24 protein-coding genes, 1 tRNA gene and 1 pseudogene are annotated in these 26745 nt (G+C 54.1%); 6 read left to right on the top strand and 20 right to left on the bottom strand.

The window, feature by feature from the left end; genetic code table 11:
* Nucleotides 1-6 precede the first annotated feature (6 nt).
* The gene (locus HNQ92_RS21745) at nt 7-588 is read left to right on the top strand and encodes an RNA polymerase sigma factor (protein ID WP_184177302.1); all 582 of its coding nucleotides are present in this window, start codon (nt 7-9) and stop codon (nt 586-588) included.
* Nucleotides 589-697: 109 nt separating this feature from the next.
* Here HNQ92_RS21745 and HNQ92_RS21750 read toward each other — a convergent pair whose 3' ends face one another.
* On the bottom strand, nt 698-1585 hold the full coding sequence (locus HNQ92_RS21750; protein ID WP_184177304.1) for an SDR family oxidoreductase: 888 nt from the start codon (nt 1583-1585) through the stop codon (nt 698-700).
* Between the two features lie 130 nt (nt 1586-1715).
* Between HNQ92_RS21750 and HNQ92_RS21755 the strand changes: the two genes are divergently transcribed.
* Nucleotides 1716-3440, top strand: coding sequence for a thiamine pyrophosphate-dependent enzyme (locus tag HNQ92_RS21755; protein WP_184177307.1), 1725 nt, complete (start codon nt 1716-1718; stop codon nt 3438-3440).
* Between the two features lie 87 nt (nt 3441-3527).
* Here HNQ92_RS21755 and HNQ92_RS21760 read toward each other — a convergent pair whose 3' ends face one another.
* Nucleotides 3528-3755 (bottom strand): hypothetical protein, encoded by a 228-nt coding sequence (locus tag HNQ92_RS21760; RefSeq protein ID WP_184177309.1) that lies wholly within the window; start codon nt 3753-3755, stop codon nt 3528-3530.
* A 189-nt stretch (nt 3756-3944) separates the two neighbouring features.
* Here HNQ92_RS21760 and HNQ92_RS21765 point away from each other — a divergent pair, with 189 nt between their 5' ends.
* Nucleotides 3945-5216, top strand: a complete 1272-nt coding sequence (locus tag HNQ92_RS21765) for a replication-associated recombination protein A (protein ID WP_184177312.1) — start codon at nt 3945-3947, stop codon at nt 5214-5216.
* A gap of 51 nt (nt 5217-5267) precedes the next feature.
* Here the strand turns inward: HNQ92_RS21765 and HNQ92_RS21770 are convergent, their stop codons facing one another.
* The 3 genes from HNQ92_RS21770 to HNQ92_RS21780 all read right to left on the bottom strand — a co-directional run bounded on the left by HNQ92_RS21770 (nt 5268) and on the right by HNQ92_RS21780 (nt 6846).
* Nucleotides 5268-5708 carry a hypothetical protein gene (locus HNQ92_RS21770; protein WP_184177314.1) on the bottom strand — a complete coding sequence of 147 codons (441 nt, stop codon included), beginning with the start codon at nt 5706-5708 and terminating at the stop codon, nt 5268-5270.
* Nucleotides 5709-5995: 287 nt separating this feature from the next.
* A tRNA-Arg gene (locus HNQ92_RS21775) sits at nt 5996-6067 on the bottom strand.
* Nucleotides 6068-6174: 107 nt separating this feature from the next.
* Complete coding sequence (locus HNQ92_RS21780; protein ID WP_184177316.1) at nt 6175-6846, bottom strand: NUDIX hydrolase; 672 nt, start codon at nt 6844-6846, stop codon at nt 6175-6177.
* 84 nt (nt 6847-6930) lie between these two features.
* On the opposite strand from HNQ92_RS21780, the gene HNQ92_RS21785 reads away from it, so the two are divergent.
* Nucleotides 6931-7401, top strand: coding sequence for a DUF2721 domain-containing protein (locus tag HNQ92_RS21785; protein WP_184177318.1), 471 nt, complete (start codon nt 6931-6933; stop codon nt 7399-7401).
* Here HNQ92_RS21785 and HNQ92_RS21790 read toward each other — a convergent pair.
* The 12 genes and pseudogenes from HNQ92_RS21790 to HNQ92_RS21845 form a co-directional block, all read right to left on the bottom strand.
* A complete protein-coding gene (locus HNQ92_RS21790) occupies nt 7391-8056 on the bottom strand; it encodes a hypothetical protein (protein WP_184177320.1) in 666 nt (221 codons plus the stop codon). The two genes, HNQ92_RS21785 and HNQ92_RS21790, sit on opposite strands and share 11 nt — an antisense overlap.
* A gap of 119 nt (nt 8057-8175) precedes the next feature.
* Nucleotides 8176-10176, bottom strand: a complete 2001-nt coding sequence (gene glgB, locus HNQ92_RS21795) for a 1,4-alpha-glucan branching protein GlgB (protein ID WP_184177322.1) — start codon at nt 10174-10176, stop codon at nt 8176-8178.
* Between the two features lie 142 nt (nt 10177-10318).
* Nucleotides 10319-11536, bottom strand: coding sequence for a dipeptidase (locus HNQ92_RS21800; RefSeq protein WP_184177324.1), 1218 nt, complete (start codon nt 11534-11536; stop codon nt 10319-10321).
* A 339-nt stretch (nt 11537-11875) separates the two neighbouring features.
* Nucleotides 11876-12265 carry a hypothetical protein gene (locus tag HNQ92_RS21805; RefSeq protein WP_184177325.1) on the bottom strand — a complete coding sequence of 130 codons (390 nt, stop codon included), beginning with the start codon at nt 12263-12265 and terminating at the stop codon, nt 11876-11878.
* A gap of 78 nt (nt 12266-12343) precedes the next feature.
* Complete coding sequence (locus tag HNQ92_RS21810) at nt 12344-12880, bottom strand: GNAT family N-acetyltransferase (RefSeq protein ID WP_184177327.1); 537 nt, start codon at nt 12878-12880, stop codon at nt 12344-12346.
* A 92-nt stretch (nt 12881-12972) separates the two neighbouring features.
* Nucleotides 12973-14343, bottom strand: a complete 1371-nt coding sequence (locus tag HNQ92_RS21815; RefSeq protein ID WP_184177329.1) for a vanadium-dependent haloperoxidase — start codon at nt 14341-14343, stop codon at nt 12973-12975.
* Nucleotides 14344-14581: 238 nt separating this feature from the next.
* Nucleotides 14582-16435: a mechanosensitive ion channel family protein gene (locus HNQ92_RS21820; protein ID WP_184177331.1), complete on the bottom strand. Its 1854-nt coding sequence runs from the start codon at nt 16433-16435 to the stop codon at nt 14582-14584.
* Between the two features lie 780 nt (nt 16436-17215).
* On the bottom strand, nt 17216-17977 hold the full coding sequence (locus HNQ92_RS21825; protein ID WP_246440613.1) for a hypothetical protein: 762 nt from the start codon (nt 17975-17977) through the stop codon (nt 17216-17218).
* Between the two features lie 230 nt (nt 17978-18207).
* A complete protein-coding gene (locus HNQ92_RS21830; RefSeq protein WP_184177335.1) occupies nt 18208-18360 on the bottom strand; it encodes a hypothetical protein in 153 nt (50 codons plus the stop codon).
* Complete coding sequence (locus HNQ92_RS21835) at nt 18353-18928, bottom strand: ATPase (protein WP_184177337.1); 576 nt, start codon at nt 18926-18928, stop codon at nt 18353-18355. The genes HNQ92_RS21830 and HNQ92_RS21835 overlap by 8 nt, the downstream gene beginning before the upstream one ends.
* Before the next feature lie 191 nt (nt 18929-19119).
* On the bottom strand, nt 19120-19641 hold the full coding sequence (locus tag HNQ92_RS21840; protein WP_184177339.1) for a hypothetical protein: 522 nt from the start codon (nt 19639-19641) through the stop codon (nt 19120-19122).
* 413 nt (nt 19642-20054) lie between these two features.
* A pseudogene (locus HNQ92_RS21845) lies at nt 20055-20432 on the bottom strand (AMP-binding enzyme); the annotation flags it as partial.
* A 227-nt stretch (nt 20433-20659) separates the two neighbouring features.
* Between HNQ92_RS21845 and HNQ92_RS21850 the strand changes: the two are divergent.
* A complete protein-coding gene (locus HNQ92_RS21850; protein ID WP_184177341.1) occupies nt 20660-21337 on the top strand; it encodes a hypothetical protein in 678 nt (225 codons plus the stop codon).
* An 85-nt stretch (nt 21338-21422) separates the two neighbouring features.
* Here the strand turns inward: HNQ92_RS21850 and acs are convergent, their stop codons facing one another.
* The 3 genes from acs to HNQ92_RS21865 all read right to left on the bottom strand — a co-directional run bounded on the left by acs (nt 21423) and on the right by HNQ92_RS21865 (nt 25408).
* On the bottom strand, nt 21423-23312 hold the full coding sequence (gene acs / locus HNQ92_RS21855; RefSeq protein WP_184177343.1) for an acetate--CoA ligase: 1890 nt from the start codon (nt 23310-23312) through the stop codon (nt 21423-21425).
* Nucleotides 23313-23395: 83 nt separating this feature from the next.
* Entirely contained in the window at nt 23396-25096 is a 1701-nt protein-coding gene (locus HNQ92_RS21860) for a sodium:solute symporter family protein (RefSeq protein WP_184177345.1), read from the bottom strand.
* Nucleotides 25097-25147: 51 nt separating this feature from the next.
* Nucleotides 25148-25408, bottom strand: coding sequence for a DUF4212 domain-containing protein (locus HNQ92_RS21865; RefSeq protein WP_184177347.1), 261 nt, complete (start codon nt 25406-25408; stop codon nt 25148-25150).
* A gap of 116 nt (nt 25409-25524) precedes the next feature.
* Between HNQ92_RS21865 and HNQ92_RS21870 the strand changes: the two genes are divergently transcribed.
* Entirely contained in the window at nt 25525-26724 is a 1200-nt protein-coding gene (locus tag HNQ92_RS21870; protein WP_246440621.1) for a THUMP-like domain-containing protein, read from the top strand.
* Nucleotides 26725-26745 lie beyond the last annotated feature (21 nt).

The following is a 26745-nucleotide window of genomic DNA, read 5'->3' on the forward strand; positions in this document are numbered from 1 at the left end:
CTCCGGATGGCACACGTACGATACAAACAAGAAGAAGAGCTGCGTTTTTGGAACCAGTTCAGAAAGGGCGACGAAAACGCCTACGCCTGTCTCTACCAGTCCTACGTGCATATTCTTTACCAGTATTGCTCCCAGTTTACGATTGACAAACCGCTCATCAAAGACTGCATCCACGATCTGTTTGTCGAGCTTTGGCGCAACCGCACTACCATTGGAGACACTACTTCGGTTCGTTTCTACCTGATGGCCTCCATCAAACGAAAGCTGGTTCGCCACCTCAACGCCCAGCAAAAGCATACCAGTAACGAAGACATCCCCGTAGAATATTGGCACATTAATACCCCCTCCTACGAGCACCACCTGATTTCCGAAGAAGAATTCGACGCGACAAACCAGCACCTCAACGTCGCCATTAACCGCCTCCCCCGTCGCCAGCGCGAAGCCATTTTCCTAAAATTTTACATGAATATGAATAACCAGGAGATCGCTGACCTCATGAAAATCAACATTCAGTCGGTATACAACCTGGTGTTTGGAGCCCTAAGCAACCTGAAAAAGCACATGACGCTGGAATACGTAACGGTATAACAAACCCTCGCTTTATCACTATAACATGCTATCCAATGCCTGGCGCAACCCTCTTCAGGGTTGCGCTTTTTTTAGTAGGGTACTTTAAAGTACCCCTTAGCTTGCTCTACTAAATGGTAATCCGACCACCGGTAACGGGGATGGTAGCCCCCGCTACGTAACTACTTTCATCAGACGCCAGGAAAACGTATACGGGAGCAATCTCAACCGGCTGGCCCGGCCTGCCCGTGGGCGTATCTTCTCCAAAATTTTCGGGCTCGGGCATGGTTGAAGGAATCAACGGTGTCCACACCGGTCCGGGCGCTACCGCATTCACCCGGATGCCCTTCCCGGCTTCCAAAAGTACCTGGTTGAGGTTGGCCGAGAAGTTCTGAATGGCGGCCTTGGTGGCGGCGTAGGGCAACAGCAACGGCTTGGGTGAATAGGCATTGACGGAAGTCGTATTGATGATGCTACTGCCGGGTGGCATATGGGCCTCGGCCGCTTTGCAGAGGTAAAACATGCTATGGATGTTGGTAGCAAAGGTATATTCCCACTCCTCCGACGGGATTTCCTGCAAGCTTTCGCGGGCCATCTGAAAAGCCGCGTTGTTGACCAAAATGTCGATCTGGCCAAACTCCTCCACGGCCCGGGCCACGATTTCTTGACAATGCGCTTCTTTACTGATGTCCCCCCGCACGAGTACGGCCTTCTGCCCCGCCTCCCGTACGTAGTGGGCCGTGTCGTTGGCGTCGTCATCTTCTACGCTATCAAGGTAGCTAATCAGTACATCCGCCCCTTCCCGGGCAAACGCAATGGCCACGGCCTTCCCGATGCCGGAGTCGCCACCTGTAATCAGGGCTTTCTTGCCTTTGAGCCGACCAGTACCCCGGTACGTTTTTTCTCCGTGATCGGCTCGGGGTTCCAGCAAATCCTCCCGGCCGGGTACTTCCTGGCTCTGCTTAGGGAAAGGAGGCTGCGGGTACTTGTCGGCGGGGTTTTGGTTTTGTGAATTCATAATAAGGTATGGTTTTAGTGATGAAGTTTCGTCGAAGTTGGTCTGGAGGCCAACTGCACGAGAGGTAGGAATAAAAAATTGTTCCTCTCGGGTAGCTTTTACCATCCACTCCCAAATTTTTTTAAGTACTATGGAATCAAACCTTTTTCAAAAAGCCGTCACGACCGTCAAGGAGCTCACGACTGATCAGTCGCCCAGTACCGCCGAAATTCTGATCGACAAATTGATCGCCTGGAAGGTCGAGTTTGTCTTTGGCCTGATCGGCGATGGCATCAACCCCATCATGGAAGCCCTGCGCCAGCGCCAGGACCAGATCAAATTCATTGCCGTACGGCACGAAGAAGCCGCGGCTTTCATGGCGGCTGGCTACGCCAAGTACACCGGTAAGCTGGGCGTTTGCCTGGGTACTTCGGGCCCTGGGGCCGTGCATCTGCTCAATGGCCTCTACGACGCCGCCATGGAAAGTACCCCCGTACTAGCCATTACGGGCGCTCCCTTTCACGATGTCCTGGGTACGCAATACACCCAGGACGTTGACATGGTGTCGCTGCTGAAAGACATAACGGTATATAATGTAATGGTTAATGGCCCCCAACAGGCCCAAACCGTGGTGGACCTGGCTTGCCGCACGGCACTCATGAATCCTGGCGTCGCGCACCTGTGCCTGGCTAAGGATGTACAAAAGCAATCCTTAGCCAAGGATGAAGCCTCCAAGGACGGTGAAAATCTACGTGGCTCTTCTACGTTCATGCCACGCGTCCAGGTACCTTCACCGGATGACCTGGCCGAGGTAGCTCAGCTCCTCAACGAAGGTAAACGCGTCATGATTCTGGCCGGACGCGGGGCTTTGGATGCCCGTGCCGAAGTAGAGCAGGTAGCCGAAAAACTGGCCGCGCCCGTAGCAAAGGCACTCCTGGGCAAGGCTGTCCTACCCGACGACTCCCCCTATACCACCGGCGGCATTGGTCACCTGGGTACTTTGCCTTCCCAACAGATGATGGAGGAATGCGATACGTTGCTGATACTGGGTAGTAACATGCCCTACGTGGATTTTTATCCCAAGGCCGGGCAGGCCCGCGCCGTCCAGATTGACCACGATCCCAAGCGCATTGGGCTAAGGTACCCCGTGGAGATTGGTCTGAGCGGAGACGTACGGGCCACGCTGAAAGCCCTGCTGCCGCTGCTACAGACCCAGCCAGACCGCCGCTTTTTAGAGGTGGCCCAGCAGCGCATGGCCGACTGGCGCCAATCCCTCTCGGAAGTAGAAACAGGAGACGCCAAGCGCATCAAACCCCAGTTTCTGGTAGCGGAAGTAAGCCGTTTGCTGGCGGCCGATGCCGTGGTAGCCCTTGATACCGGCGCGCATACGGTTTTTGCGGCCCGGCACTGGCAAATCCGCCCCGCTCAGCAGCTGGCGCTCTCGGGCAATCTCGCCACCATGGCTCCGGGCTTGCCCTACGCCATCGCCGCCCAACTGGCCTACCCCGGTCGGCAGTGCGTGGCGATGGTCGGCGACGGCGGCTTTACCATGCTGATGGGGGAACTGGCGACGGCCGTCCGCTACCAATTGCCCGTTAAGATCATTATTTTTAAAAACAACAGCCTCTCGATGGACTACTACGAACAAAAGGTTCTGGGGTACCCAGACTTCGGGGCCGACCTGACAACCATCGACTTCGTGAAAATAGCCGAGGCTTGCGGTGCGGAAGGCTACCGGTGTACCCAGAAAGAAGCCGTAGTCCCTACGTTAAAAAAGGCGTTTGGCAACACCCAGCCTGCCGTCATCGAAGTACTGGTAGACCCCGACCAGGCACCGGCGGCTCCGGACAAGGTACTTGAAAATACCTTTGAATAAGGGGACGAAAACAAAAGAAGGGCCCCACGCCGTAGCCATTTCGTCGCTACCAGCGTGGGGCCCTTTTGGGTCTGAACAAAGTACCTTCTAACGAAGGGTATCCTTGGCTAAGTCGCGGTACTCTTGCCGGGCCGTGTCTAGTTCGGCTTGTTTTTTGGCCACATCGGGATCACCCTCTTCGCGGGCGTCTACGACGTCTTTATAAGCATCTTGTACATTTTCTGCTTTCTTTTCGGTCTCGGATTTACAGCCCATCGGCGCGGTAGCTACCAGCAAGACCAAGGCCATTCCGCCTATCCATGATTTCACTTTCATACCTTTTGTGGTTTAGTTGACTCTTTTTCTAACCATCCCTAGGCTCTTTTGTTTAGGAAGTACCTCCTGGTAACGGTTCGTCCGTCAGCCCGATCGACCTTTTTATTATCCGGAAAGGTACCTGCTGTCCGCTTCTCAAATTGGTTTTGTGCGCGCGATCGCTTTCTTTTGTTTAAAAGATTTTCAGCCATGACTCCCCCCACTACGCCCCTGGCGGAGCGCCTTCGCCCCCGCACCCTCGACGACTACGTAGGTCAAGAAAAACTACTGGGCGTGAAGGCTCCCTTGCGGCGGGCCATTGCTCATAATACCATCCCCTCCATGATCTTATGGGGGCCGCCGGGTGTTGGCAAAACGACCCTCGCCCTCCTCATTGCCGAAGCCACCAAGCGCCCGTTCCACAGCCTGAGCGCCATCAGCTCGGGTGTCAAAGAACTTCGGGAGGTACTTACCAAGCCACTTGGGCTTTTTCCACCGGTGCTTTTCATCGACGAAATTCACCGCTACAACAAAAGCCAGCAAGATGCCCTACTGGGCGCTGTCGAAAAGGGCCAGGTGACGCTCATCGGCGCCACCACCGAAAACCCTTCCTTTGAGGTTAACTCGGCGTTGCTGTCGCGCTGTCAGGTGTACATTCTGGAGGCGTTTGGACAAAAAGAACTGAAAGAACTGGTGCAGCGGGCGTTGGAAAAGGACGAGTGGCTGCGGCAGAAAACCATCACGGTGGAATCGTACGACGCGCTCTTTCGGCTGTCGGGCGGGGACGGGCGCAAGCTGCTGAACCTGCTAGAGCTGGTGGTACTGGGAGCGGGCCATACGGACGAAATCCGCGTTACCGACGAGGTAGTAACGGAAGTGGCCCAGCAAACCATAGCCCGGTATGACAAATCGGGAGAACAGCACTACGATATCATTTCGGCCTTTATAAAGTCCCTGCGGGGGAGCGATCCCAACGCCGCCCTGTACTGGATGGCCCGCATGATTGTGGCGGGCGAAGATCCGACCTTTATTGCCCGGCGGATGCTCATCATGGCATCGGAAGACATCGGCAACGCCAACCCTACGGCCATGATCATGGCCAATGCCTGCATGCAGGCCGTGAAGATGATTGGGTACCCGGAAAGCCGCATCATTCTGTCGCAGGTAGCGGTGTACCTGGCTACCTCGCCCAAAAGCAATGCGAGCTACGCGGCCATCAATGACGCCATGGCCCTGGCCGAAAAAACCGCTCACCTGCCCGTGCCGCTGCACCTACGCAACGCACCGACGAAGCTCATGAAGGAGATCGGCTACGGACAAGACTACCGCTATGCCCACGCCTACGAGGGAAACTTTGTGCCGCAAAACTTCCTACCCGACGAACTAAAAGGCACCAGACTCTATGAGCCCGGTGCCAATGCCCGTGAGGAGGAAATTCGACGAAAACTGCACCAATGGTGGAGTGAATGGTACGGGTACTAGGAAGTACCCAAAGTACCTAAGCGCCGACCTACCGCCTACTTGCGAAAATCACTATTGTTTTTTGAACTCAAGGTACTCCGACGTTTCCCGGCTGGTTTCGGTGGAGGTCCACTTGGTCGTAATAGCAATCTGATCACCCGACTTCACACCGGTCCCCTGTATGTTGTAGCCGTGGTTATTGACCGTGATCGTCTCGTCAATTTCAAAGGTATTTTCGTTGATGGCCTGCACTTTGGTCAACGTGACCACGTCCACGATGGTACGGGGAGTACCCCGCTCGATGTAGTAGGTGGTGATGGTATAGGCAATTTCCAGGACGTTGGTGGAGCGGCGCGTCACGATCCATACGTGCTCGTTCGTATCTCCGTTTTTCGTGGTTACGGTTTTGTAGGAGCCCGTAAAATTGGAGGCGTGATCAACCACCGGCACTTCATTGGACTTACAGCCCACCAGCAGACCCAGCAACAGCAGAAAACAGAAGTACTTCTTCATGTAGTAAAATAGTATGAGTTTACAATGAATAAATGGATATAAAAATGCTCCACAAGTCCGCCGCTCAATAATCATGCCGATTTTTAAAATCATTACTCAAAGATAATCATTGGACGCGCACGGAGCAATTTGATTAGCTAACGATTTTTTAGCGAATGTAGTATTTTTAGCCAACGGCGAGTTTCGATAAAAACTTCCCGAAGAGGCAGGAGATAGAAAATTATTGCCGATACCCCAAAAAACAAACTACCGCCGACTAGCTGGTAGTCGGCGGTAGTTTGTTAGTGTGCACCCGAAGGGATTCGAACCCCTATCGTCGGTACCGGAAACCGAAATTCTATCCATTGAACTACGGGTGCAGAATGCTTTTTGAGCGGTAACGGGCTGCAAATATAGTTTGTAAATTGGGAAACAGGCAAGCTTTTGTCAAAATTATCTACCCAGGCTATGGGTCTGGCAATCTTGTTTAAAGCTTCTGCATTAATTCCCAGTCACCTACGTCTTTGAGGTACAGGAAGTCCAGCAACACGCAGTTGGTATTGGTAATGAGCCGATGCGCTTCGGCAAAGGGAGCGACGAAGGTAGTAATGCGCTCGTGCTCTGAGGCTAAGCCCTGAGCCTGGTTGTGGTAGGCAGCGATTTGCTCGGCCGGGAGCTCCAGCTCGCAGTAGAAAAAGTACATGGCTTCGTCGCTGGTACCTGTGGAGGGAAAGTACGGTTCCGTGTTCACGGCTACCAGTTTTCCGGCCGGTACCTGCATCCCCGTCTCCTCCCACACTTCGCGGGCCGCCACCAGGGCCGGGTCCGTTTCGCTGTCGAGCATGCCCGCCGGGTGCTCGTAGGTGGGCGAGCCGTCGCAGATGCGCCGCTGCCTCACCAGGAGCAGGTACTTTTGCCGCGACTGGGCATCGATGAGGCAGATCAGCACGCTCACGACCTCGCCCTTCATGAAGCAAAGCGGCGGAATCTTGTCGCCCTCGGGCGTGGTGGCGTCGGTATAGAGAAGGGAGAAAAGGATTTCTCCGTGGCCGTTGCGCCTTGAGTACAGCTCATCTACCCGGTGAATCTCCAAGCCGTTGCGTTGCAATCGTTGTTTCCAAAGATTGTATTTATGCGAATCAGTAAGCTTTTCGGACATTTTTTTGTTACTTGACTTGAGCTATACAAATGCTCTTGATAAAGGTTCGAAAACCCGCTCTAACTTACTAGCCAGCTCTTCAAGATGGAACTTACGCTGAGTACCCCGGCCCTCTTATTTTCTACGGTCTCCCTGTTGATGATCGCGTTCACAAACCGTTTTCTGGCCATTGCCAACCTGATCCGTGACCTCCACAAGCAGTTTCAGCAAAACCCCGACCGGGTCGTGGTGGACCAGATCAAAAACCTGCACACGCGGCTGCGGCTCATCCGTACCATTCAGGCGCTGGCCGTGATGAGTCTGCTGCTGAGTGCCGTCTGTATGCTGGTACTGCTGCAAGACGAGCCTGCCATTGCCCGGCTGTTGTTCATCGGGGCGTTGGTGCTGCAAATTCTGGCGCTGGCTATTTCAGTATTTGAAATATCCATTTCGATCAAGGCGCTGCAGATTGAGCTCAACGACATGGAAAATGAGCTAGGAAAGCGTCGGTTTGAGCTCTTCAACCTTCGTTCCAAGCCCGAGATGGAAAGCCGCACCCCGCCCGCTACTGATTGAACACCGGCAACGCCAGCGCCACGTAGGGCATGCCGTACGCATGGCCAAAGTACCGCTGGTTGTTGTTGAGCCGCATGTCTAAACGGTACGCCGACTGCCCCAACACGTAGCCTAACTTAAGGCCCACCTGCTCGCTGAACCAGATCCGTACGTAGGCTTCGGCCTGTCCGTTGGCATTTTTATAAATAAACGGCAGGGCGTTGATATTTCGGGGAGCCGTGGGCAGCAAGGTACCCTGGTACTTCAGGGCCGAATCGGACGCCATCCCCAAATTAGACAGCACGTATAATCCGTTGCGTTTTTTCCCAAAAGCCAGTCCTATTACATCGGCGTTGGCACCGATGTCGATCTTCCCCAGCCTGAAATTAACCGCCAACACGAAGCTGGCGCCGTTGGCGGAGATTTGGCCCAGGCGGAGCGTATCCTGACTACCCGCTCCATTAGGTGCTAAAAAAGAGGTATTTCGCTGGGTATAGTAGCCCCAGCCCCGTACTCCCCAGCCTAGCTGAAGCCAGGACTGCCGGGGAGGATTGATCATCTGATAGTACAAAAAAGAGGGAGCCCAGGCTTCCTTTGCATAGCCCGTCCCAATATCGAACCCCGACGACAGCCGGGAGATACGCTGGGCCTGCGCGCTTACTCCACTTAATAGCAATGATATTAAGACTACGAAACTTACTTTCCTCATGTGGTCAAAGTCGATTTTTACCGCTCAAAGGTAGGAAAAAGACCCAAAAAACGAGGCCGAATTTTGTATTCGGCCTCGTTTTTGTACTACTTGACTTTTTTGAGAACAACTACCCCCAGCGGCGGCAGGCTGATCTGTACCGAGTACGCCCGGCCGTGCCATCGTTTACTTTCGGTAGCCATGGGCTCAGGATTGATCGTGCCACTGCCGTAAAACTCCGCCGCATCACTATTAAAAATCTCCTGCCAGGTACCTTCGGAAAGTACCCCCACACGGTAGCCGGACCGGGGCACGGGCGTCAGGCTCAACACCACCACCACGGCGTCCTCGGGGCGGGTACTTTTGCGGGCATAGATCAGTACCGAGTTCTCACGGTCCTGGGTATCGATCCACTCGAAGCCCTCGGAGGAGAAGGTATGCTCGTATAGTGCCGGTTCGGTGCGGTAAAGTTTATTGAGCGCCTTTAGGCACTCGCGGGCGCCGTGGTGCGGCGCAAAATCCAGCAAGTGCCAGTCGAGGCTGCGCTGGTAGTTCCATTCGGATGTTTGCCCAAACTCACCGCCCATAAACAATAACTTGGTACCGGGGTGCGTAAACATGTACCCAAACAGCAGCCGCAGGTTAGCAAACCGCTGCCATTCGTCGCCGGGCATTTTGTTCACCAACGAGCCCTTGCCGTACACCACTTCGTCGTGCGAGAGGGGCAGCATGAAATTCTCGGCAAAGGCATATACGATGCTGAACGTGAGCTGGTCTTGGTGCCACTTGCGGAAAGATGGATCTTTTTCGAAGTACTTGATGGTATCATTCATCCAGCCCATCATCCACTTCATGCCGAAGCCCAGCCCACCCACAAAGACCGGCCGCGAAACGCCCGGAAACGAGGTAGACTCCTCGGCGATGGTCTGGATGTCGGGAAATTCGCGGTAAGCAGCTACGTTCATTTCCCGTAGCAGCGAGATAGCCTCCAGGTTTTCGCGCCCGCCAAACTCGTTGGGAATCCACTCCCCGTGCTTGCGGGAGTAATCTAGGTAAAGCATCGAAGCCACGGCATCCACCCGAAGCCCGTCGGTGTGGTAGCGGTCGAGCCAGAAAATGGCGTTGCTGATCAGGAAAGAGCGTACCTCGTTGCGTCCGTAGTTAAAAATATAGCTTTTCCAGTCCGGATGGTACCCTTTGCGGGGGTCTTCGTGCTCGTAGAGCGCCGTGCCGTCGAAGCGGTACAGCCCGTAGGCATCGCCGGGAAAGTGAGAAGGTACCCAGTCTATGTACACGCCGATGCCTTCCTGGTGCAGGCGCTCAATGAGGTACATCAGTTCCTGAGGGGTACCCATGCGCGAGGCGCACGAAAAATAGCCCGTGATCTGGTATCCCCAGGAGGGCGAGTACGGGTGCTCCATCACCGGCATGAACTCTACGTGGGTAAAGCCCATTTCTTTCACGTAAGGTACCAGCGCGTCGGCGATCTCGTGGTAGGTCAGGTGGCGGTCAGGATCGGACGGGTCGCGCTTCCAGGAGCCCAGGTGTACTTCGTATACCGATATAGGCCCATTGAGCTTGTTGTGCTCCTTCCGGTTTTGCATCCATTCGGCGTCGTCCCATTCGTACCAGGTGTCCCACACAATGGAAGCCGTACGGGGGGCTACTTCGCACCAGAGCGCAAAGGGATCGGATTTCTCGAGCGGCTGGCCTTCATTTGATACAATAAAGTACTTGTATACCTCACCCTTACCGATGTTTGGAATCCAGCCCTCCCAGATTCCCGAGCTGTCCCAGCGGGCTATCATGGGGTGGCTTTCTTTGTTCCAGCCGTTGAAGTTACCAATCACCGAAATGGCGCGGGCATTGGGGGCCCATACCGCAAAGTAGGTACCTACCACCCCCTGGTGCTCCATGACGTGGGAGCCCAATTTTTCGTACAGCTTGTAGTGCTGGCCTGCTTTAAACAAATAGATGTCAAACTCGGTAAAACGACTCACCGGCTCGACGGGCTTCAGGGCCTGAGGTACCTCGGCGGGTGCGAGTTCCTGAGAGTCCGGCGGGCTGGGCGTTTGCTTACTATCTTTCTTACTGGTTGACTTAGCCATTGGTTCACATTCAATTTACAAAAAACAAGTAGTACGCATCGACCGATTGAAGTACAATTTTATCAAACTATTTTCCAATGTAAATAGCTTTTCTTAGCGTCGCAAATTTAGTTTTAATATCCGTACCCTTTTCCGTTAATTCTCATTCTCTTGTTTTTTTCGCGGCAATCTTTTCTACCTCGCCCAATACCCGCATGATGTTCCCGCCCCAGATTTTCTCGATGGCCTGGGCGGAGTACCCCCGGCGTACCAGCTCTTCAGTAATGCTGCCAATCTCGCTCACGTCGCGACAACCGGCTACCTGTCCGCCTCCGTCGAGGTCCATCCCGATGCCCACGTGGTTCACACCCACCAGTTTAATGACGTGCTCGATGTGATCCACGGCGTCGCTCACGGTAGGTAGGTTGGCGGCGTTTTTTGCGCGGATGGCTTTCATTTCTTCATTTAATGCTTTTTTATCTTCCTCGGAGAGGTCGGTTTGCCGGAGCTTCAGGCGCAGCGCCCGCATGGATACCTCCTGCTCCTGCGGTTGGGCTTTGATGAAAGAGGGCACGAAGTTGATCTGGATCACACCGCCGTTTTTGGCCAGGGTCCGGATCATGTGGTCGGTCATGTTGCGGGGGTGAGCGCACAAGGCCCGGCACGACGAATGCGACGCAATAACGGGGGCTTTGGTGAGCTTAATGACGTCGTAAAAGGTAGAATCCGACACGTGCGAGATGTCCACCATGATGCCCAGCCGGTTCATTTCCTGCACCAACTGCTCGCCCAGGGTACTTAGGCCGTTGTATTCGGGGCCGTCGGGGTCCATGGAAGAATCACAAATATCGTTATTGGCCGAGTGCGACAGCGTGATGTACCGCAGGCCCAGGTCGTAGTATTGCTTGAGGTTAGCCAGGTCATGGCCCACGGGCCAGCCGTTTTCCATACCAATAAACACCGCCCGTTTCCCTTCCTTTTGCAGGCGGTAGCCGTCTTGGGGTGAGGTAGCCAGCCCGGCTACGTCCGGGTTGAGCCGCACGGCTTCGTGGATCTTGTCAAAAATCGCCAGCGCCTTCTGCTTGGCCTCGGCGGTAGCCTCCGGCGTGCGCTGGCCCTGCCCCAGGTACACCGCAAAAAACATGGCGTCCATGCCGCCTTTTTTCATGCGTGGGAAGTCGATCTGGCTGCCGTCGGTTTCGAAGTCGTGCTCCACGGCCACGTCGAAGCCGTCTTTCATCATGTTGATGGGGACGTCGGCGTGGGTGTCTACCGTAAACGCCTTCGCGTGAATTTTGGCCACTTTCTGCGCCAGCTTACTGTCCGTGGTTTGGCCCGAAGCCCAAAGGGGAAGTGCCAGCAGGAGGAAGATTTTTTTCATGAGTACTGCGAAAGTTTGGTTGGTTAAAAAGTAGCCCGCTGCCTCTGGGCGGCGACTACGGACAAAGTACCTCGGGACTGTGCGGCGCAGCCCCAACGAGCAAATTAACCAAAAACTACTTTCCTGCCCCATTTTTCGGAAAATCTTTCCACCCCGAGGCGGGCGGGTACTTGGGCGTGTGGAGGTACCTGGCCAAAAAAAACAGAACGCCGGGGAGGCATTCTGCAAAAAAAGAACATACAAAGTACCTAGACGTCAGGTAGTATAAAAGGGTTTAGCATGATGTGTAAGTACCTGGCGGAGCTTAAAGTACCCCTTGGGCTAAGGGCACCAAGTACCCTAGCGGCACACTTCCTGCACCAGCCTTTCGGTAGCTACGTCCAGCTCGCGGCGGCGCTCCAGACTCTGGTAGTGCGCGGCAAAGAGGCTATCCATCGTTTGAGTAATTTTGGCGGCCAGTTGCTCGGTTTGCGCCGTAAGTACCTGCTTGACCGAGTCGGCCTGCTTCTTTTCCAGCTCGGTGAGGGCCAGGTGCAGGCGCAGCAGCGAATCTTCCCGAAACCGGAGGTCGTTGGCTACCCGGAACCGCTGCTCTTTGAGCTGGCGGGCTTCGCACTGGAGGTACGCCAGCAGGCGGGCGTCCGTGTCGAGGGTACTTTGCTCCGAGGCCGACTGGCAGGCCAGGGCCATTAGCCAAAGTACCGGGGTTAGTTTAAGAATCAGTTTCATGATGCTTGCTTTGATAAAGTACCCTACCGGCCCGATCAGGCACCTTTGAATTTAAAAAAACAACATTCCCAGGTACCCCTACACCAGCTGGCCAATGGGTACCGGCGGCTCAGGCTGGGAAGGATACGGCCGAAGTACCCGCTGAAACCAGGCTACGCTATGCCAGGCCCCGAATTTATAGCCCGTGTTGGCGTAGGTACCTATGGGCTCAAAACCGAAACTACGATGAAATGCCTCGCTCTTAGGATTGGGCAAAGTAATTCCCGCAAAGATATTGATGTACCCCTGCCGTCCCAACCATTCAAACAAGCTAGTGTACAGCGCTCGCCCCACGCCCTGCCGGTGCGCCTCCGCCTGTACATATACGGAGCTATTGGCCGACCACCGGTAGGCCGTGCGCTCGTTGTGCACGGAGGCGTAGGCGTAGCCAAGTACCCGCCCGTCGGCCTCGGCTACCAGGTACGGAAACTGCCGCTGAATGGTCCGGACGCGCTCCGCAAACTCGGCCTCTGTAGGTACTTCGTATTCAAACGAAATAACCGACTCCGTGACGTAAGGCGCGTAGATAGCCAGCAAAGCGGGTGTGTCGGCGGGGGTAGCAAAGCGAATTGTCATAACAACGGCAAGGTACCTTTAAGAAACGAACTTGGAAAACTTAACGTCTTTTTTTCGGGCTAAGGCTGGTTTCAATGGTTCATTAAGGAAACCTACCGGATGTCGGTGGGCCACTGAATGGCTTTCAGGACGTTATCGCCGATGCCACGCCCCATGAGCAAGCCCTGCTGGTTATCCATGTTGTAGTGAATACCTCCATAGAGTCGTGAGTCGGCGCACTCTTCGGCGGCCTCCTGGAAGCTCCGAAAATTTCGCACCGAAAAACCGTGCTGTAGCTGGGACCGGTCCGTGAAGGGGTATATGCCGTCGCCCTTCGTAAAGAGCTTCGTGAAGACGCGCTCTCCCACCGCGGCCTCCGTAGCGTGGCCCGAAGTGTAAGCCGGGAAAGCCGGTGTGCCAATGACCGTCCGGAAGTTGGGATCGATGTACTGCTGGATATACGACACCGGGCGAATGAGCGAGTAGTCGTACTTGGCCTTCCAGCAGGCAATGAAGGCGTCGTTTTCGGCCACGCCCAGCATGGCGTAGCCCACGGCGGCTTTTTCCAGCGTGGCACCGGTTTCTTCCAGGAGTTGGGTCAGGATGTTGAACGTATGGCCGGTAGGGGTGCAGGTTGCAAAGGGATCGTCGGCCCAAAACCGGGCGATGTCGCGTTCCTGGTCGGTGCCGTGGATGACTTTATCGTACACTTGCCGGGCTTCTTTATAAAAGGCCGACTGCGGGTCGGTGGAGAAAGCGATGGGCTTGGGCGGGTTGGCATACACCATGTTAGAGGCCAGCATGGGTCGGCACTTGGGCCAGTTGGGGCTGAGCGGCGTGAGGTTATTGCCGTCAGTAGGTACCCATTTGTCCACGCCCGTGACGGGGGTAAAGGGCCTGCTAAACGGATTCAGGTAGGCCTCGTGCCCACCGTCGGTTTTAGAAAACGCGTACATGGCCAGCGCCACGGCCTTGCCATGCTGCACCGACAGCTCCGCCACGTACTTGCTGGCGGCTTGCGGGCTGAGCTCTTCGTAGTAACGGCTTTCGGCCTCGTTGATGAGCGCTAGATTCTCCTCGGTAATGCGTTTTTCAAACATCAACCGCATCATTTCGGCCATGGCGGCGTTGGCCACCAGGCCCCAGTGGTAGCGAATCCCGAGCGGATCGGCCTGGGGAAGTACCCCTGCCGAAAGCTGATTAATCTGCCCGGCCAGCGATCGAGCACCGGGAATACCACTGTGCACGGCCTCGTAGACCGTGATGCCCGTGTACCCAAAAGCCCGCGCCGCCTGCGGCGGCAGGAAACCGGGCGTTGTTTTTACAATACGACATTCCAGCTTAAACCACTCGCGCAGAAAATCAGCCGAATAGGCCGACAACGCGTTTTCTTTGGGGATGGGGGCAATTTCTTCGGTAGGGCCGCAGCCAGCCAGCCAGCTACCGAGCAAGGCTACGTATAGTAGTGAGTAAACCTTTTTCATGAAGGGTAGAGAAGTAATTATCAGTATAGTATGTGCAAACAGAAGGCCAAAATTAACGCCTTTGCCGCATATACGAAACAGTCGGGGCAAATACTTTCTACTCTTTTATAAAAAGGGAATAAAAGACACGAACCACCCTATTGGCTAACTATAAGTACCTCCGCAGGTACCTGGGATAGCCCTGCGAAGGTACTTACTCTGCTGGTTGTTGTATCCAAAACGGGGAAAGGTACTTTCCCTATTTCTTACTTCGGGACGATTTCCCCGTACCGTTTCGGGGCGGATTAGGAGCGCTCGTAGGATAAGGAATAGAATTTTTTAGCGCATTGATCCGCTCTTCGCTGAAATTGGGGAGCTGGAGCTCGCCGTTGTCGCGCCATTGACGTACCTGCTCCTCCGTGGCCTGGGTTTTTTCCTGGGAGGTACCTGAGTCCCGGGCCATGTACAACGTCTGCGAGGGGAACGCGAAGCCCGTTCCGCTGGCGGTCACGATGTCCATCATGCGCAGGTAGAGGTCTTCCTGGATTTCCAGAAACTCGCTAAAATCCTTGGCGTGTACGTAGGCAAAGATCTCTATGTTGAGCGAATGTGAACCCATTTCTATAAACCGAACCCGGGCCGGATCGGGGTCTACGCTGGGGTGCGAGTAGAGAATGGTCCGCAGCTCCACCAGCAGAAACCGGATCTGCTCGGGAGTAGTTTCGTAACGTAACGCCAAGATCGGGTGAAACCAAAAACGATCCCGGTGCGCAAAGTTTTCGATCCGGAGCGAAGAGAACTCGCCGTTGGGAATGGTGACGATGGTGCGGTTGAGGGTCCGGATGCGGGTCGAGCGCATTCCGATCTGTTCCACCGTTCCCACGGTATCACCCACCTTACAAAAGTCGCCCACGCGCACGGGCTGGTCGGCGATGAGGGTCACGCTACCCACAAAGTTTTCCACGGTTTTTTGGGCTCCCAGCGCCAGCGCAATACCCCCAATCCCCAGCGCGGCCAGCCCGGTCGTGACGTCGAAACCAATGGTGCTGAGCACGGCAATAATCCCGAAGCACATCAGGGCGATCTTGAGGCCACGCCGCAGGAAAAGTACCGCCGAAAGACCCGACGCGTTGCCGATTCGGGTCAGTCGTCTTTCGCTAAAACCCGTGATAAAATCAATGAGCCGCCACAGGAGCAAGATCAGCGCCACCTGCCCCACGATGACGTTCAGCTCGCTGAATCGTTGCCGTACGATGATGGAAATACCCACCGCCCGGCTGGAAACGACCAACAGCCACACGGCCAGGTAGAGCCGGAAAGGCAGCTCAAAGGCTTTGATGATACCCGACGTGGGATCGGTGCGGGCTTTGTGCCAAAAAGTACGGATGCCCGCCCGCAAGCCAAAGGTAATGATCCAGGCTAGCAGGTAAGCCAGCGTTGCCAGGGCTAGCATCACCAGCCAGTGCCCTACCGGTACCCCTCCCCAGCGGTTTTTTTTCAGAAAGGTAGGCAAAACCCGATCCGTAAGGGGGACAAGCGCTTCCTGCTCCGTGATGACGGGGATTTGCTGCACCGTTTGGGATGAAAAAAGCCAGAGCGGTCCACCTTCCGGGGCTTCCGTTCTTTCTAGAATCAAGTCAAAAGTTTCGCCGTTCACCGTTGCGATCCCCACCCGTTCCAGGTTAGGGCCCAGGTTGTCGTCCAGGTCGCCATTGGGGCTGTTGCTAATCCGGGAATAAGGCACCATGGTACCTCGCTGGTCAAGCAAACGCTGGAGCGCCAGCGCCCGCTCGGCTCCCTTTGGTTTGCCCTGGAGTTTTCTCTCAAGGCTTAAATAACGGGAAGCCCGGCCGTAGTTTTCGGAGGCAACGGCTTTGATAAAACCCACCACCGTACCGCGGGGCGTGCGGCGGTCCAGCGAGTCGGCGGGCCACTTGGGGCCGTTGCTTCCCTGGCTAGCAGTATCCGTAGGCCAGAGCTGCGCATTCGCAGCAGGAGCTGCCAGCGTTAAAAAAAAGACTAGTGCGCAAAGTACGGAAAACGCCCTGAATGGGACTTGAAGACACCCTAGCGGGCTGGGTATTGCTTTGAATGAATTTTTTCTTATAATCATTTTGAGAGCATATTACTGTTCCTGGCCGGAGCAAAAAAAGTTGCTATAATTTCTTTGCTCGTCCGAACCAATGCTTTTCCCGGTTTTATCTAAAAAAATCGGACCATTAGCTTTGAGCGCACTGCTGGTTGTTGAGGGTAAATAACGTACCTTACTACTTCAAATTCAAAGTACCTCTAGCATGGCCTATTCTTGGCTTACGCCGAAAAAATAAGCCTCTTATCGGCTTTTACGCGCTATTAGATCACGAAGATCTGTTATCATTCTTTAGCTAGTCTTTCTTAGAAGTCAAGGTACTTTTAAAAAAGCGGGGGTACTTTACTGCAAAGTACCCAGGCGTTCATTACTTCTCATCACCAAACTTCTTCTTCCTTTTGTACAAAAGAGCGCAGTATGCCATCTTGACTTATTTTCGGCGATTGAGGCAGAATCCCCCGGTTTCCGGCCGGAATGCCCGAAAGAGAAAGGTACCTAAAAAAATGGTTCCTGAAGTAGGTCCGCTTAGGCCCCGAAGGTACCTCCCGACCAGAGCTAGACCCGCCCCGTACGTAGGTAGATGCTGGCTACTGGTAGCAACAGCATACTAAGGCCTAAGCACATAAGTACCTTAGTTGTTTTTTACAAAAAGGGAATATTAATATAAAACCAAATTTGTACGAAGCTCTATGCACCCAGAGGTACTTTAAAGGTACCTGGAACTATAAGGCTCCGTCTTTGATCTCGTCCACCAGGACTGGAGTCCAGCCGCATGGGGTTGGTTTCATACCGACGATGGGTTGATTATTCCAGCTCGATACGGAATACCGTGCGTTTGGCGCGATGGATCCCCCACAGTACCCGCTTGTTTTTTTCGGTACGGTCCAGGGCGATGCCCTGCCCGGCGATGGGCAAAGGGATGGTGCGCAGGTAGTCCAGCGTATAGCCGGAGGCGGGTAGCTTCAGTACGTACACTTCCGGATGGTCGTGGCCGGTGATGTACAGCAGCCCATCACGCCCCCAGGTACCTCCCGAATTGCTCATGGGCGCAAAGCGGTCGAGTATATTTTTGGGGTAGACCCAGGCTTCCAGCTGTCGCCAGTGGCGATCGTATTTAACCAGGCTCGTCCAGCGGCCATCCCGCCCCGCGCTGGCCTGGCGGCCGCTGTACTCGGCAAAGCCCACGTACCAGTACCCGTCCTTTTGGTCCAGCCAGGTGAGCGAGCCGTGCTGGGCAATGCCAAAGCTATGGGTACCCGTGTGGCGCAGGGTACCTACCTCAAAGATTTCGACCGAGCTGGTCATGGGTTGGTCGGGGTAGTTGGAGTTGGCGCAGTAGAGCTTGCCCTTGAGCACCACGCCGCTATTGAGGTGAACAATGCCCTGCTTCGTACCATCCCAGGTAGCTACCAATTCCCCGGAATCCTTCCGGTACTTCCGGATGGTACTGTTGTTAATCACGTAAAAATGCCGCGCATCCACGGCCACCGCCTGCTTGGCTTCCTCGACCTGAAATTCCCGAATGGTTGATTGCGCAAAAGCCGCCGAAAAAACGAATGGAACCATGAACAAAACAAACAGAAAAGGCACCTGACGATACATAGCAGTTGGAGGAAAGGAAGCGTTTGAGCCCTAAAAGTACGAAATGCTTCGCGTATGTCTTTTATGAGAAGATGAAGTCGTTTGTTCGCTTTTCATACTAGGCAGTAGTTTCCGATATAGCGGGGTGCCGCCCAGCGGGGTACATGAAATAGAAAGAATTGCTTTACTCACTTATTGATGCAACCTTGTGCATTTCATTTTTCAAGGTCCCTGGCTTTTATTTTCACAATTTTCCCGTCCTTTGAAAAAACCAGCTCTTTATCCTCTTTGCTCTTTGAAATTACCAGTCTTTTAAAGCTTAACTCCAATCCTGAAATTATCTTTTCTCTTAATTCTTTATTATCCATTTGAAATTTCTATTATTCTGTTCCAAATATTTTTATCATGAATTACCATGTTCTCTCCTTGTTGTCCTTCAGCAACAGCTATAAATGGATTCTCTGAATTATCTATAATCATCCAGTTGTCCACTATAGGAATAAACAGGTCAAGCAAATTTTTAATCCCTTTGTGATACCTTCTCCTTATAACTTGTTCAGGGATATTATGCCCCCCCTCTTTCACCCTCTCTTTTACTCTTTCTATTGCAAGTTCCTGAGAGTTCAGCCAAAAATACAAAAGGGTGACCTCATATCCATTTTCTTTAGCCCGTTTTATAGTATTCACGTAACTTCTGGTAGACAAAGTTGTCTCAAAGGCAAAATTAGCTTTTATATTCAATAAGAAATCAATTCTCTGCAACATTATCCTTCCAGCTTCTAAAGAAACTTTTTCCGGCTGAAATGGAGAAAGCCCTTTTGCAATTTCATCAGCATTCACAAACTCCTTACAATTCAAAATTTCAGGAAGTATGGTATAAGAAGCCGTTGTTTTTCCTGCCCCGTTGCATCCAGAAATTATATAAAGATTTGGCATTCAGCTTTTATTTTTGACTTAAGACATGATTTTTTCTGCATAATGATAACGTTTTGCAGCTACCCGAAGGGCGGACGAGTCACCACAAATGTTGATTAAATGTACAAAAGTTCCTGTTAGCACAAATGTATCTTTAGTGCACAAAACCCCGCCTTTTGGGTAGGTGCTGTTAGCGGCTGAGCTTCTGTCCTTCATTGTTGTTGCTTGATTTCTTCTTGATAAACTGTAAGCACAAAATTGTCATGCAATTCTTTTTCAAGTCTGTCCGCTTCTGCTATTTCTTCTAGTGTTTCAACTGATTGAAGTTCGTCCCACAAAATTACTTGGTCGTGATATTTTGATTTCAAATACTCGTCAACTATTTCTTCTGGTCTGTCCGTGTATTTTAACTTGCAACCAAATGGAAGTCTTTCGTGATTTGAATTAATAAAATTGAAACATAGTTCGCCTGGTTCTTCAAACCACAAATAAAAAGTTAGGTCAATGTCAAGCGAAGATTTGTCGAGTTGGCTTTTATAGTTGTCCTTTACTTTTTGAATAAACTCTAAAAAGTCAGCCGTTGTCGTTTGAGCAACAATGTCCGATGGAGCTGTCAAAACCCAATGATTGTGTTTAATTTCTTCATTTACTTCGTCTGTCTTGTCAGTCAGATATATTGGCTCTGAAATTTGACTTGAAAGGTCGTTAAAGAAGTCTGTTTTATTTGCTGTCATTGTTTACAGTGTGGTCTGTTTTAGCTTTGCAGCTAACATCTATGTATGCGTAACATACCTAGTTTCGTGTATATCTCCTGTAGCCGAACCATTTGCAATCGTTTACAAACGACTATAGCTGATTTTGATACGTTTCTAACTTTTAGTAGCGTAAAAACGATAAGCAAAAGTACCTGCGGCTGCTTGCCAAATATACCATTTACCCCATCAAAAGCGTAGCTTCCCGGTTTTTTCCTTTTCCTCCCAAAAAGAAAATGTCATCCAATGGTCCATCTCCGGCTGGCTTGGATTGTAAGGGTACCCTAGGTACCTATTCGTTGAAGCCAGCGAGTCGCCCCCTCCCCCCCCCAACAACAAAAACGGAGATCACTTTACGCAGTCTCCGTCCAAAGGTACTTTAAAGGTACCTAGCCTTATAGTGCTCCGTCCTTGATTTCGTCCACGATGGCGGGGTCCAGCAGCGTGGAGGTATCGCCGAGGTTGGTGGTATCGCCTTCGGCCACTTTGCGCAGGATGCGGCGCATGATCTTGCCCGAGCGCGTCTTGAGCAGACCGCTCACAAACTGTACCTTGTCGGGACGGGCAATGGAACCGATCACGCGCGTCACGGTGGCAGCGATGTCCTTGCGGAACATTTCGGGGTCATCGGGCTTGGTTTCGGTGATGATGTAGGCGTAGATACCCTGCCCTTTGATGCCGTGCGGGTACCCTACCACCGCCGACTCCGCCACGCCATCCTGATAGTAGTTGAATCTGCCGCTGCCGCCGGTTTGCAACCGGTGGCAGGATATAAAGCAAGTCTGTGACTTGACTAACTGGATGTATTTGTAAACGACGCCCGGGCGCAAAGCAATTTCCGAACGCAGTCACTTTCCCCACTCTGCCTTTCAACCCAACTCCAATGCCAACCTAATCGGGCCATCGTCCGAGGAGTCAACCACACAATAAATCCAGAAGCCCGAGTATTGGCTATTTAAAGTGTACCTTGCCACAAACAAACTAAAAGGAAGGAACCAAAATGAAATACCAAACCACGATCGGCCCAATTACCAGCGTAGACGAGATTGAGGGCGCCTGGACGAAAGAAGATTACGTAGAATTGCTCAAGCGGTATGGTTTTTCTGAGGAGGACTACAAAAACGTGGACCCGAAGGAATTTCTTTACATGGCCATTGCCGACCAAGAGCCTACGGAGGCAGCGGCCATCCTGTTGGAGTACAAACTATCGGAGTACTTGAACGAGGGGCAGATCAGCCAGATTTCGCACGATATGCAGCTGGATAAAATTTCGGAAGAATATCCCGAAATTCCCCTGCATCACCCGCTTTTTAACATCAATCAGCTGTTGTACAAAGCCTTTAACGGCAAATTTCCCCACGCCAAAGCCAGCCTCATTGCGTTCGAAACGAAGCCCGAAAGCGGGGAAGAAATCGCGCTCACCAAAGAATTGGCACTGAAAGCGCTGTCGGGAGGCCTTTCGGACCGCAGCCTACTAAACCGGTTGTTTGCCGATCAGCTCGTGGGCAAGGTACCTTTCCCGGAAGCGGATGCCATTGTGTGGGACTTGAAAAGTCGGGGGAATTCGGGCTACCAGCTGATCACCTCCGAATACTGGCTGAGCGAGGAGGACTTTACCAGCCAGACCTTTGAAAGTGACGTGGTGGAAAGTAAGGAAAATGTCGATGAGGAGGCATAGGCCCGCCTACACCTTGGGCTTTTAACCCAATTAGGTAAGTTTAGAAAAATCGGGGACGCGTTCTGCTACGCGTCCCCAATTTTTGTTACAAAGCCCCATCCTTGATTTCGTCCACGATGGCGGGGTCGAGCAGCGTGGAGGTGTCGCCCAGGTTGGTAATATCGCCTTCGGCTACTTTGCGCAGGATGCGGCGCATGATCTTGCCCGAGCGCGTCTTGGGCAGCCCGCTCACAAACTGTACCTTGTCGGGACGGGCAATGGGACCGATCACGCGCGTCACGGTGGCCGCAATATCCTTGCGGAACATCTCCGGGTCGTCGGGCTTGGTTTCGGTGATGATGTACGCGTAGATACCCTGCCCTTTGATGCCGTGCGGGTACCCTACCACCGCCGACTCCACCACGCCCAGGTGCATGTTGATGGCGTTCTCAACCTCGGCCGTACCGATGCGGTGCCCCGACACGTTGATGACGTCGTCGACGCGCCCCGTGATGCGGTAGTAGCCGTCTTCGTCGCGCAGGCAGCCGTCGCCCGTAAAGTACCTACCGGGGTAGGTCGAGAAGTAGGCCTGTCGGCAGCGTTCGTGGTCGCCGTAGGTAGTCCGGACCATGCCCGGCCAGGGGTACTTGATGCAGAGGTTTCCGCTCACGTCGTTGCCTTCTATTTCTTGCCCGTTTTCGTCGACCAGCATGAGCTGTACGCCGGGCAGCGGCAGGCCCGCGTAGGTGGGTTTTTCGGGCGTAAGGCCCGCCAGGGACGTAATCATGATCCCGCCCGTTTCGGTTTGCCACCAGGTATCCACCAGGGCGCACCGATCCTTCCCGATGTTGTGCTTGAACCAGTGCCAGGCTTCCTCGTTGATGGGCTCTCCTACCGAGCCGAGCTTCTTCAACGACGACAGGTCGTGATCCTTCACGTACTGTAAGCCAAAACTCATCAGCGACCGGATGGCCGTGGGGGCCGTGTACAGAATATCCACCTTATGCTTTTCGACGATCTGCCAGAAGCGCCCGGCGTCGGGCCAGGTAGGTACCCCTTCGAACATCAGCGAAGTACCTCCGTAGCAGAGCGGCCCGTACACGATGTAGCTGTGGCCGGTGATCCAGCCGATGTCCGCCGTACAGAAATGAATTTCGCCCGGTTCGTACTGAAACACGTTAGCAAAGGTGTAGGTCGCGTATACCATGTACCCGCCGCAGGTATGTACCACGCCCTTGGGCTTACCCGTCGAGCCGGACGTATACAGGATAAAGAGCACGTCTTCGGCGTCCATTTCTTCGGCGGGGCAATTGGCGTCTACGTGCTTCACTTCCTCTTCCCACCAATGGTCGCGGCCTTTGAGCATCGAGATGGGCGTGCGGGTGCGGGTCATCACGATCACGTGCTGCACCGTCGAGCATTTTTCGAGGGCGTCGTCTACGGTTTCTTTCATCGGAATCACCTTGGCCCCCCGGAAGGCGCCGTCGGAGGTAATAACCATCTTGCAACCGGCGTCGTTGATGCGGTCGGCGATGGAGCGGGCCGAGAAGCCCCCGAATACCACCGAGTGAATGGCCCCAATGCGCGCACAGGCCAGCACCGCAATGGCCAGCTCCGGTACCATGGGCAGGTAGATGCACACCCGGTCGCCTTTTTGAATACCGTACTTTTTGAGGACGTTGGCAAACCGGCACACGCGGTCGTAAAGTACCCGGTAGGTAATGGTAGCGGCTTCGTCTTCGGGGTCGTTGGGCTCCCAGATGATGGCGGGCTGGTCGGCCTTATCGGCCAGGTGGCGGTCCAGGGCGTTTTCGGTAATATTGAGCTTACCGCCTTCAAACCATTTTACGTTGGGTTCGGTAAAGTTCCAATCCAATACGCGCTTCCACGGCTTTTTCCATTGGAACTCCTGGGCTACCTCCGCCCAGAAACCTTCGGGATCTTCTACACTCTGCTGGTAGGCGGTTTGGTATTGTTCAAAGGTCTTGATTCTCATAGTTAATCAGGGTTAATGAATAGCGATTCTACGATTCCTTCTAGTAAAACGATCGGCAAATTAAGAAAGATTGACCAATCGCACTAATGATCCGACGCCTCGCCCGCGCCCATCGGCAAGCGGATTTCCTCCACGATCTGCTGTACTTCTTCCGGGGGCGGAGGCGTGAAATAGCTGATTGCCAACGATACCGCAAAGTTGACCAGCATCGCCACCGAGCCGAAGCCTTCGGGTGAAATGCCAAACCACCACGCGTCCTGGGTGGGTACGCTGTCGTCCAGCCAGCCCATTTTAAACTTCACCATGTAGTAGAGCATCAGCACGATACCCACTACCATACCGGCCACGGCTCCTTCTTTGTTCATGCGTTTGGAAAAAATACCCAGGATAATGGCCGGGAAAAACGAAGCCGCCGCCAGCCCGAAGGCCAGCGCCACTACCGCCGCCACGAAGCCCGGCGGGTGAATGCCAAAGTACCCCGCAATGCACACCGCCACCACCGCCGACAGCCGGGCCGCAATGAGCTCGCCCTTTTCGGTGATGTTGGGACGAATCATTTTTTTGATCAAATCGTGCGAGACCGAAGAAGAAATAACCAGCAGCAGCCCCGCCGCCGTGGAGAGCGCCGCCGCCAGCCCACCCGCCGCCACCAGCGCAATGACCCAGTTGGGCAGCCGGGCAATCTCCGGGTTGGCCAGTACCATGATGTCGTTGTCGATGGTGAGCTCGTTTTGCGCCTTGTCGGCTACGTACTGGATGCGCCCGTCGCCGTTTTTGTCTTCAAAAGCCAGCAGCCCGGTTTTTTCCCAGTTGCTAAACCAGCCCGGCATGTTGCTGTACGGCTGGTCGCGGACGGTCTCGATGAGGTTGGTACGGGCAAACACCGAGATGGCCGGGGCTGTGGTGTACAGAATGGCAATAAACAGCAGCGCCAGCCCCGCCGATTTCCGGGCGTCTTTGACCCGCTTTACCGTAAAAAAGCGCACGATGACGTGCGGCAGCCCCGCCGTCCCGACCATCAGCGCCAGCGTAATGGCAAAGACATCGGCCAGGCTTTTGGTACCTTGGGTGTATTCGGTAAAGCCCAGCTCCGTGGAGAGGCCGTCGAGCTTGTCGAGCAGGTAGGTACCCGAGCCGTCGGCCAGGCGGCTGCCCATGCCCAGCTGCGGAATGGGGTTGCCGGTCATTTGGATGGAAATAAAAATGGCCGGTACCATGAAGGCAAAAATAAGCACGCAGTACTGCGCCACCTGGGTGTAGGTGATGCCCTTCATGCCCCCGAGCACGGCGTAAAAGAGCACGATGATCATCCCGATGATGACGCCCGTATTGATGTCGACTTCCAGAAAGCGGGAAAAAACGACGCCCACGCCGCGCATTTGGCCCGCCACGTAGGTAAATGACACCAGCAGCGCGCAGATCACCGCCACCGACCGGGCGCTGTTGGAGTAGTAGCGGTCGCCGATGAAGTCAGGTACCGTAAACTTGCCGAACTTGCGCAGGTAGGGGGCCAGCAGCAGCGCCAGCAGCACGTAGCCGCCGGTCCAGCCCATGAGGTACACGGCACCGTCGTAGCCCATGAAGGAAATCAGCCCGGCCATGGAGATAAACGAGGCCGCCGACATCCAGTCGGCAGCGGTAGCCATGCCGTTGGCCACGGGCGACACGCCCCCACCGGCTACGTAGAATTCCTTGGTCGAGCCCGCCCGCGACCAGATGGCAATGCCAATGTAGAGGGCAAAGGTGAGCCCCACGATGATATAGGTCCAGATTTTAACGTCCATGTCAGGATTTAGGAAAGAAAATGAGGTACTTGAAGAAAGGTACTTGGGGAGCTATTCGTCGTAGCCGTACTTTTTGTCGAGCTTGTTCATGAGCCGCACGTAGACGAAAATAAGTACCACAAAAACGTAGATGGAGCCTTGCTGCGCAAACCAGAAGCCTAGCTTGAATCCGCCCAGCCGAAAGCCGTTGAGGGCATCGGCGAAGAGAATTCCCGCCCCGTAAGAAACCAAAAACCAGATACTTAACAAAATCCCCAGGTACTTCAGGTTTTCTTTCCAGTACTGGTGGGCTCGTGTTTTATTTTCTTCCATTGAACAGTAAGGGTAGTAGGATAGGTAGTTAGGATTGGGACTAAAAGCAAAAAAATCCCGGTAGCTAATGTAGCAGGTTTTCTTTGTTTATGCACGAAGGCCCGTATTTTTGGTGCATGAATGCCGTTGAGCCTCTTACCGCAGCCGAGCAGACGTTCATCCGGGAGCACCTCCAGGACGACGCCGCCACGCTGCTCCTGAAAGCCCGCCCCCAGCCCGACCTGGACCTTCGAAAGGTTGTTTTGCAACTAACCGCCCGGCAAAAGGCCCGCCACAAGCTACCCAGCTGGTACGCCAACGAGCGCCTGCTGTTTCCGCCGCCGCTGTCGGTGGAGCAGGGGTCGTCGGAGGCTACGGCGCGCTACAAAGCCAGCCTGATGCAGGGCGAGCACCTGATCGACATCACCGGCGGCATGGGCGTAGACTGCTACTACCTCAGCCAGCGCTTTGCCCAAAGTACTTACCTGGAGCAGCAACCCGAGGTGGCCCACGCGGCCGCCTATAACTTCGGCGTGCTGGGGGCGAGTCGCATCCGGGTACTTGAGGGCGAAGCCTTGCACCTGCTGGCGCAGCAGTCCCTGCGCGCCGACTGGATCTATGCCGACCCGGCCCGCCGCGACGACCGCCAGCGCAAGGTAGTGCGGCTGGAAGACTGCACACCCGACCTCATAGCTACCCTCCCTACCCTGCTGCAGCACGCCCCCCGGCTGCTGATCAAGACCTCCCCGCTGCTGGACATCGACCACACCGTCCAGGCCCTACCGGGCGTACGGGAAGTACACGTACTAGGGCTGGGCTCGGAGTGCAAAGAGGTACTTTATTGGGTAGAAGCGGAACAGGTACCGGCGGCGGAGGTACTTATCAACGTAAGGGTACTTCGGTCCGACGGCACGGTAGCTCACGGCTTTGACTTCAGCCGCGCGCAGGAAGCGCAGGCCGAGCCTACCTACGGCCCGCCGCTCAGGTACCTGTACGAGCCGCAGGCGGCGGTGCTCAAGGCCGGGGCCTTCAAGTACCTGTCCGTAAAGTACCTACTTACGAAGCTAGCGCCCAACAGCCATTTTTACAGCTCCGAGCAGCCCGTCGTTGACTTTCCCGGACGTAGTTTTGAGATAAAAGCGGTAGTCAAAGCCGACGCCAAAGAAATAGCCCGCCAGGTACCCGGCGGCAAAGCCAACCTCACCGTCCGGAATTTTCCGGGCTCGGTGCAGGAGCTACGCAAGAAATGGCGCTTGCAGGAAGGCGGAAGTACCTACCTTTTTGCCACCACCCTGGCCGACGGCCACAAGGTAGTGTTGGTCACGGAGAAAATGTAACAGGTACCTGTAGAAGGTACT

Origin of the sequence: Rhabdobacter roseus, assembly GCF_014202275.1 — a bacterium.
Taxonomy (GTDB): Bacteria; Bacteroidota; Bacteroidia; order Cytophagales; family Spirosomataceae; genus Rhabdobacter; species Rhabdobacter roseus.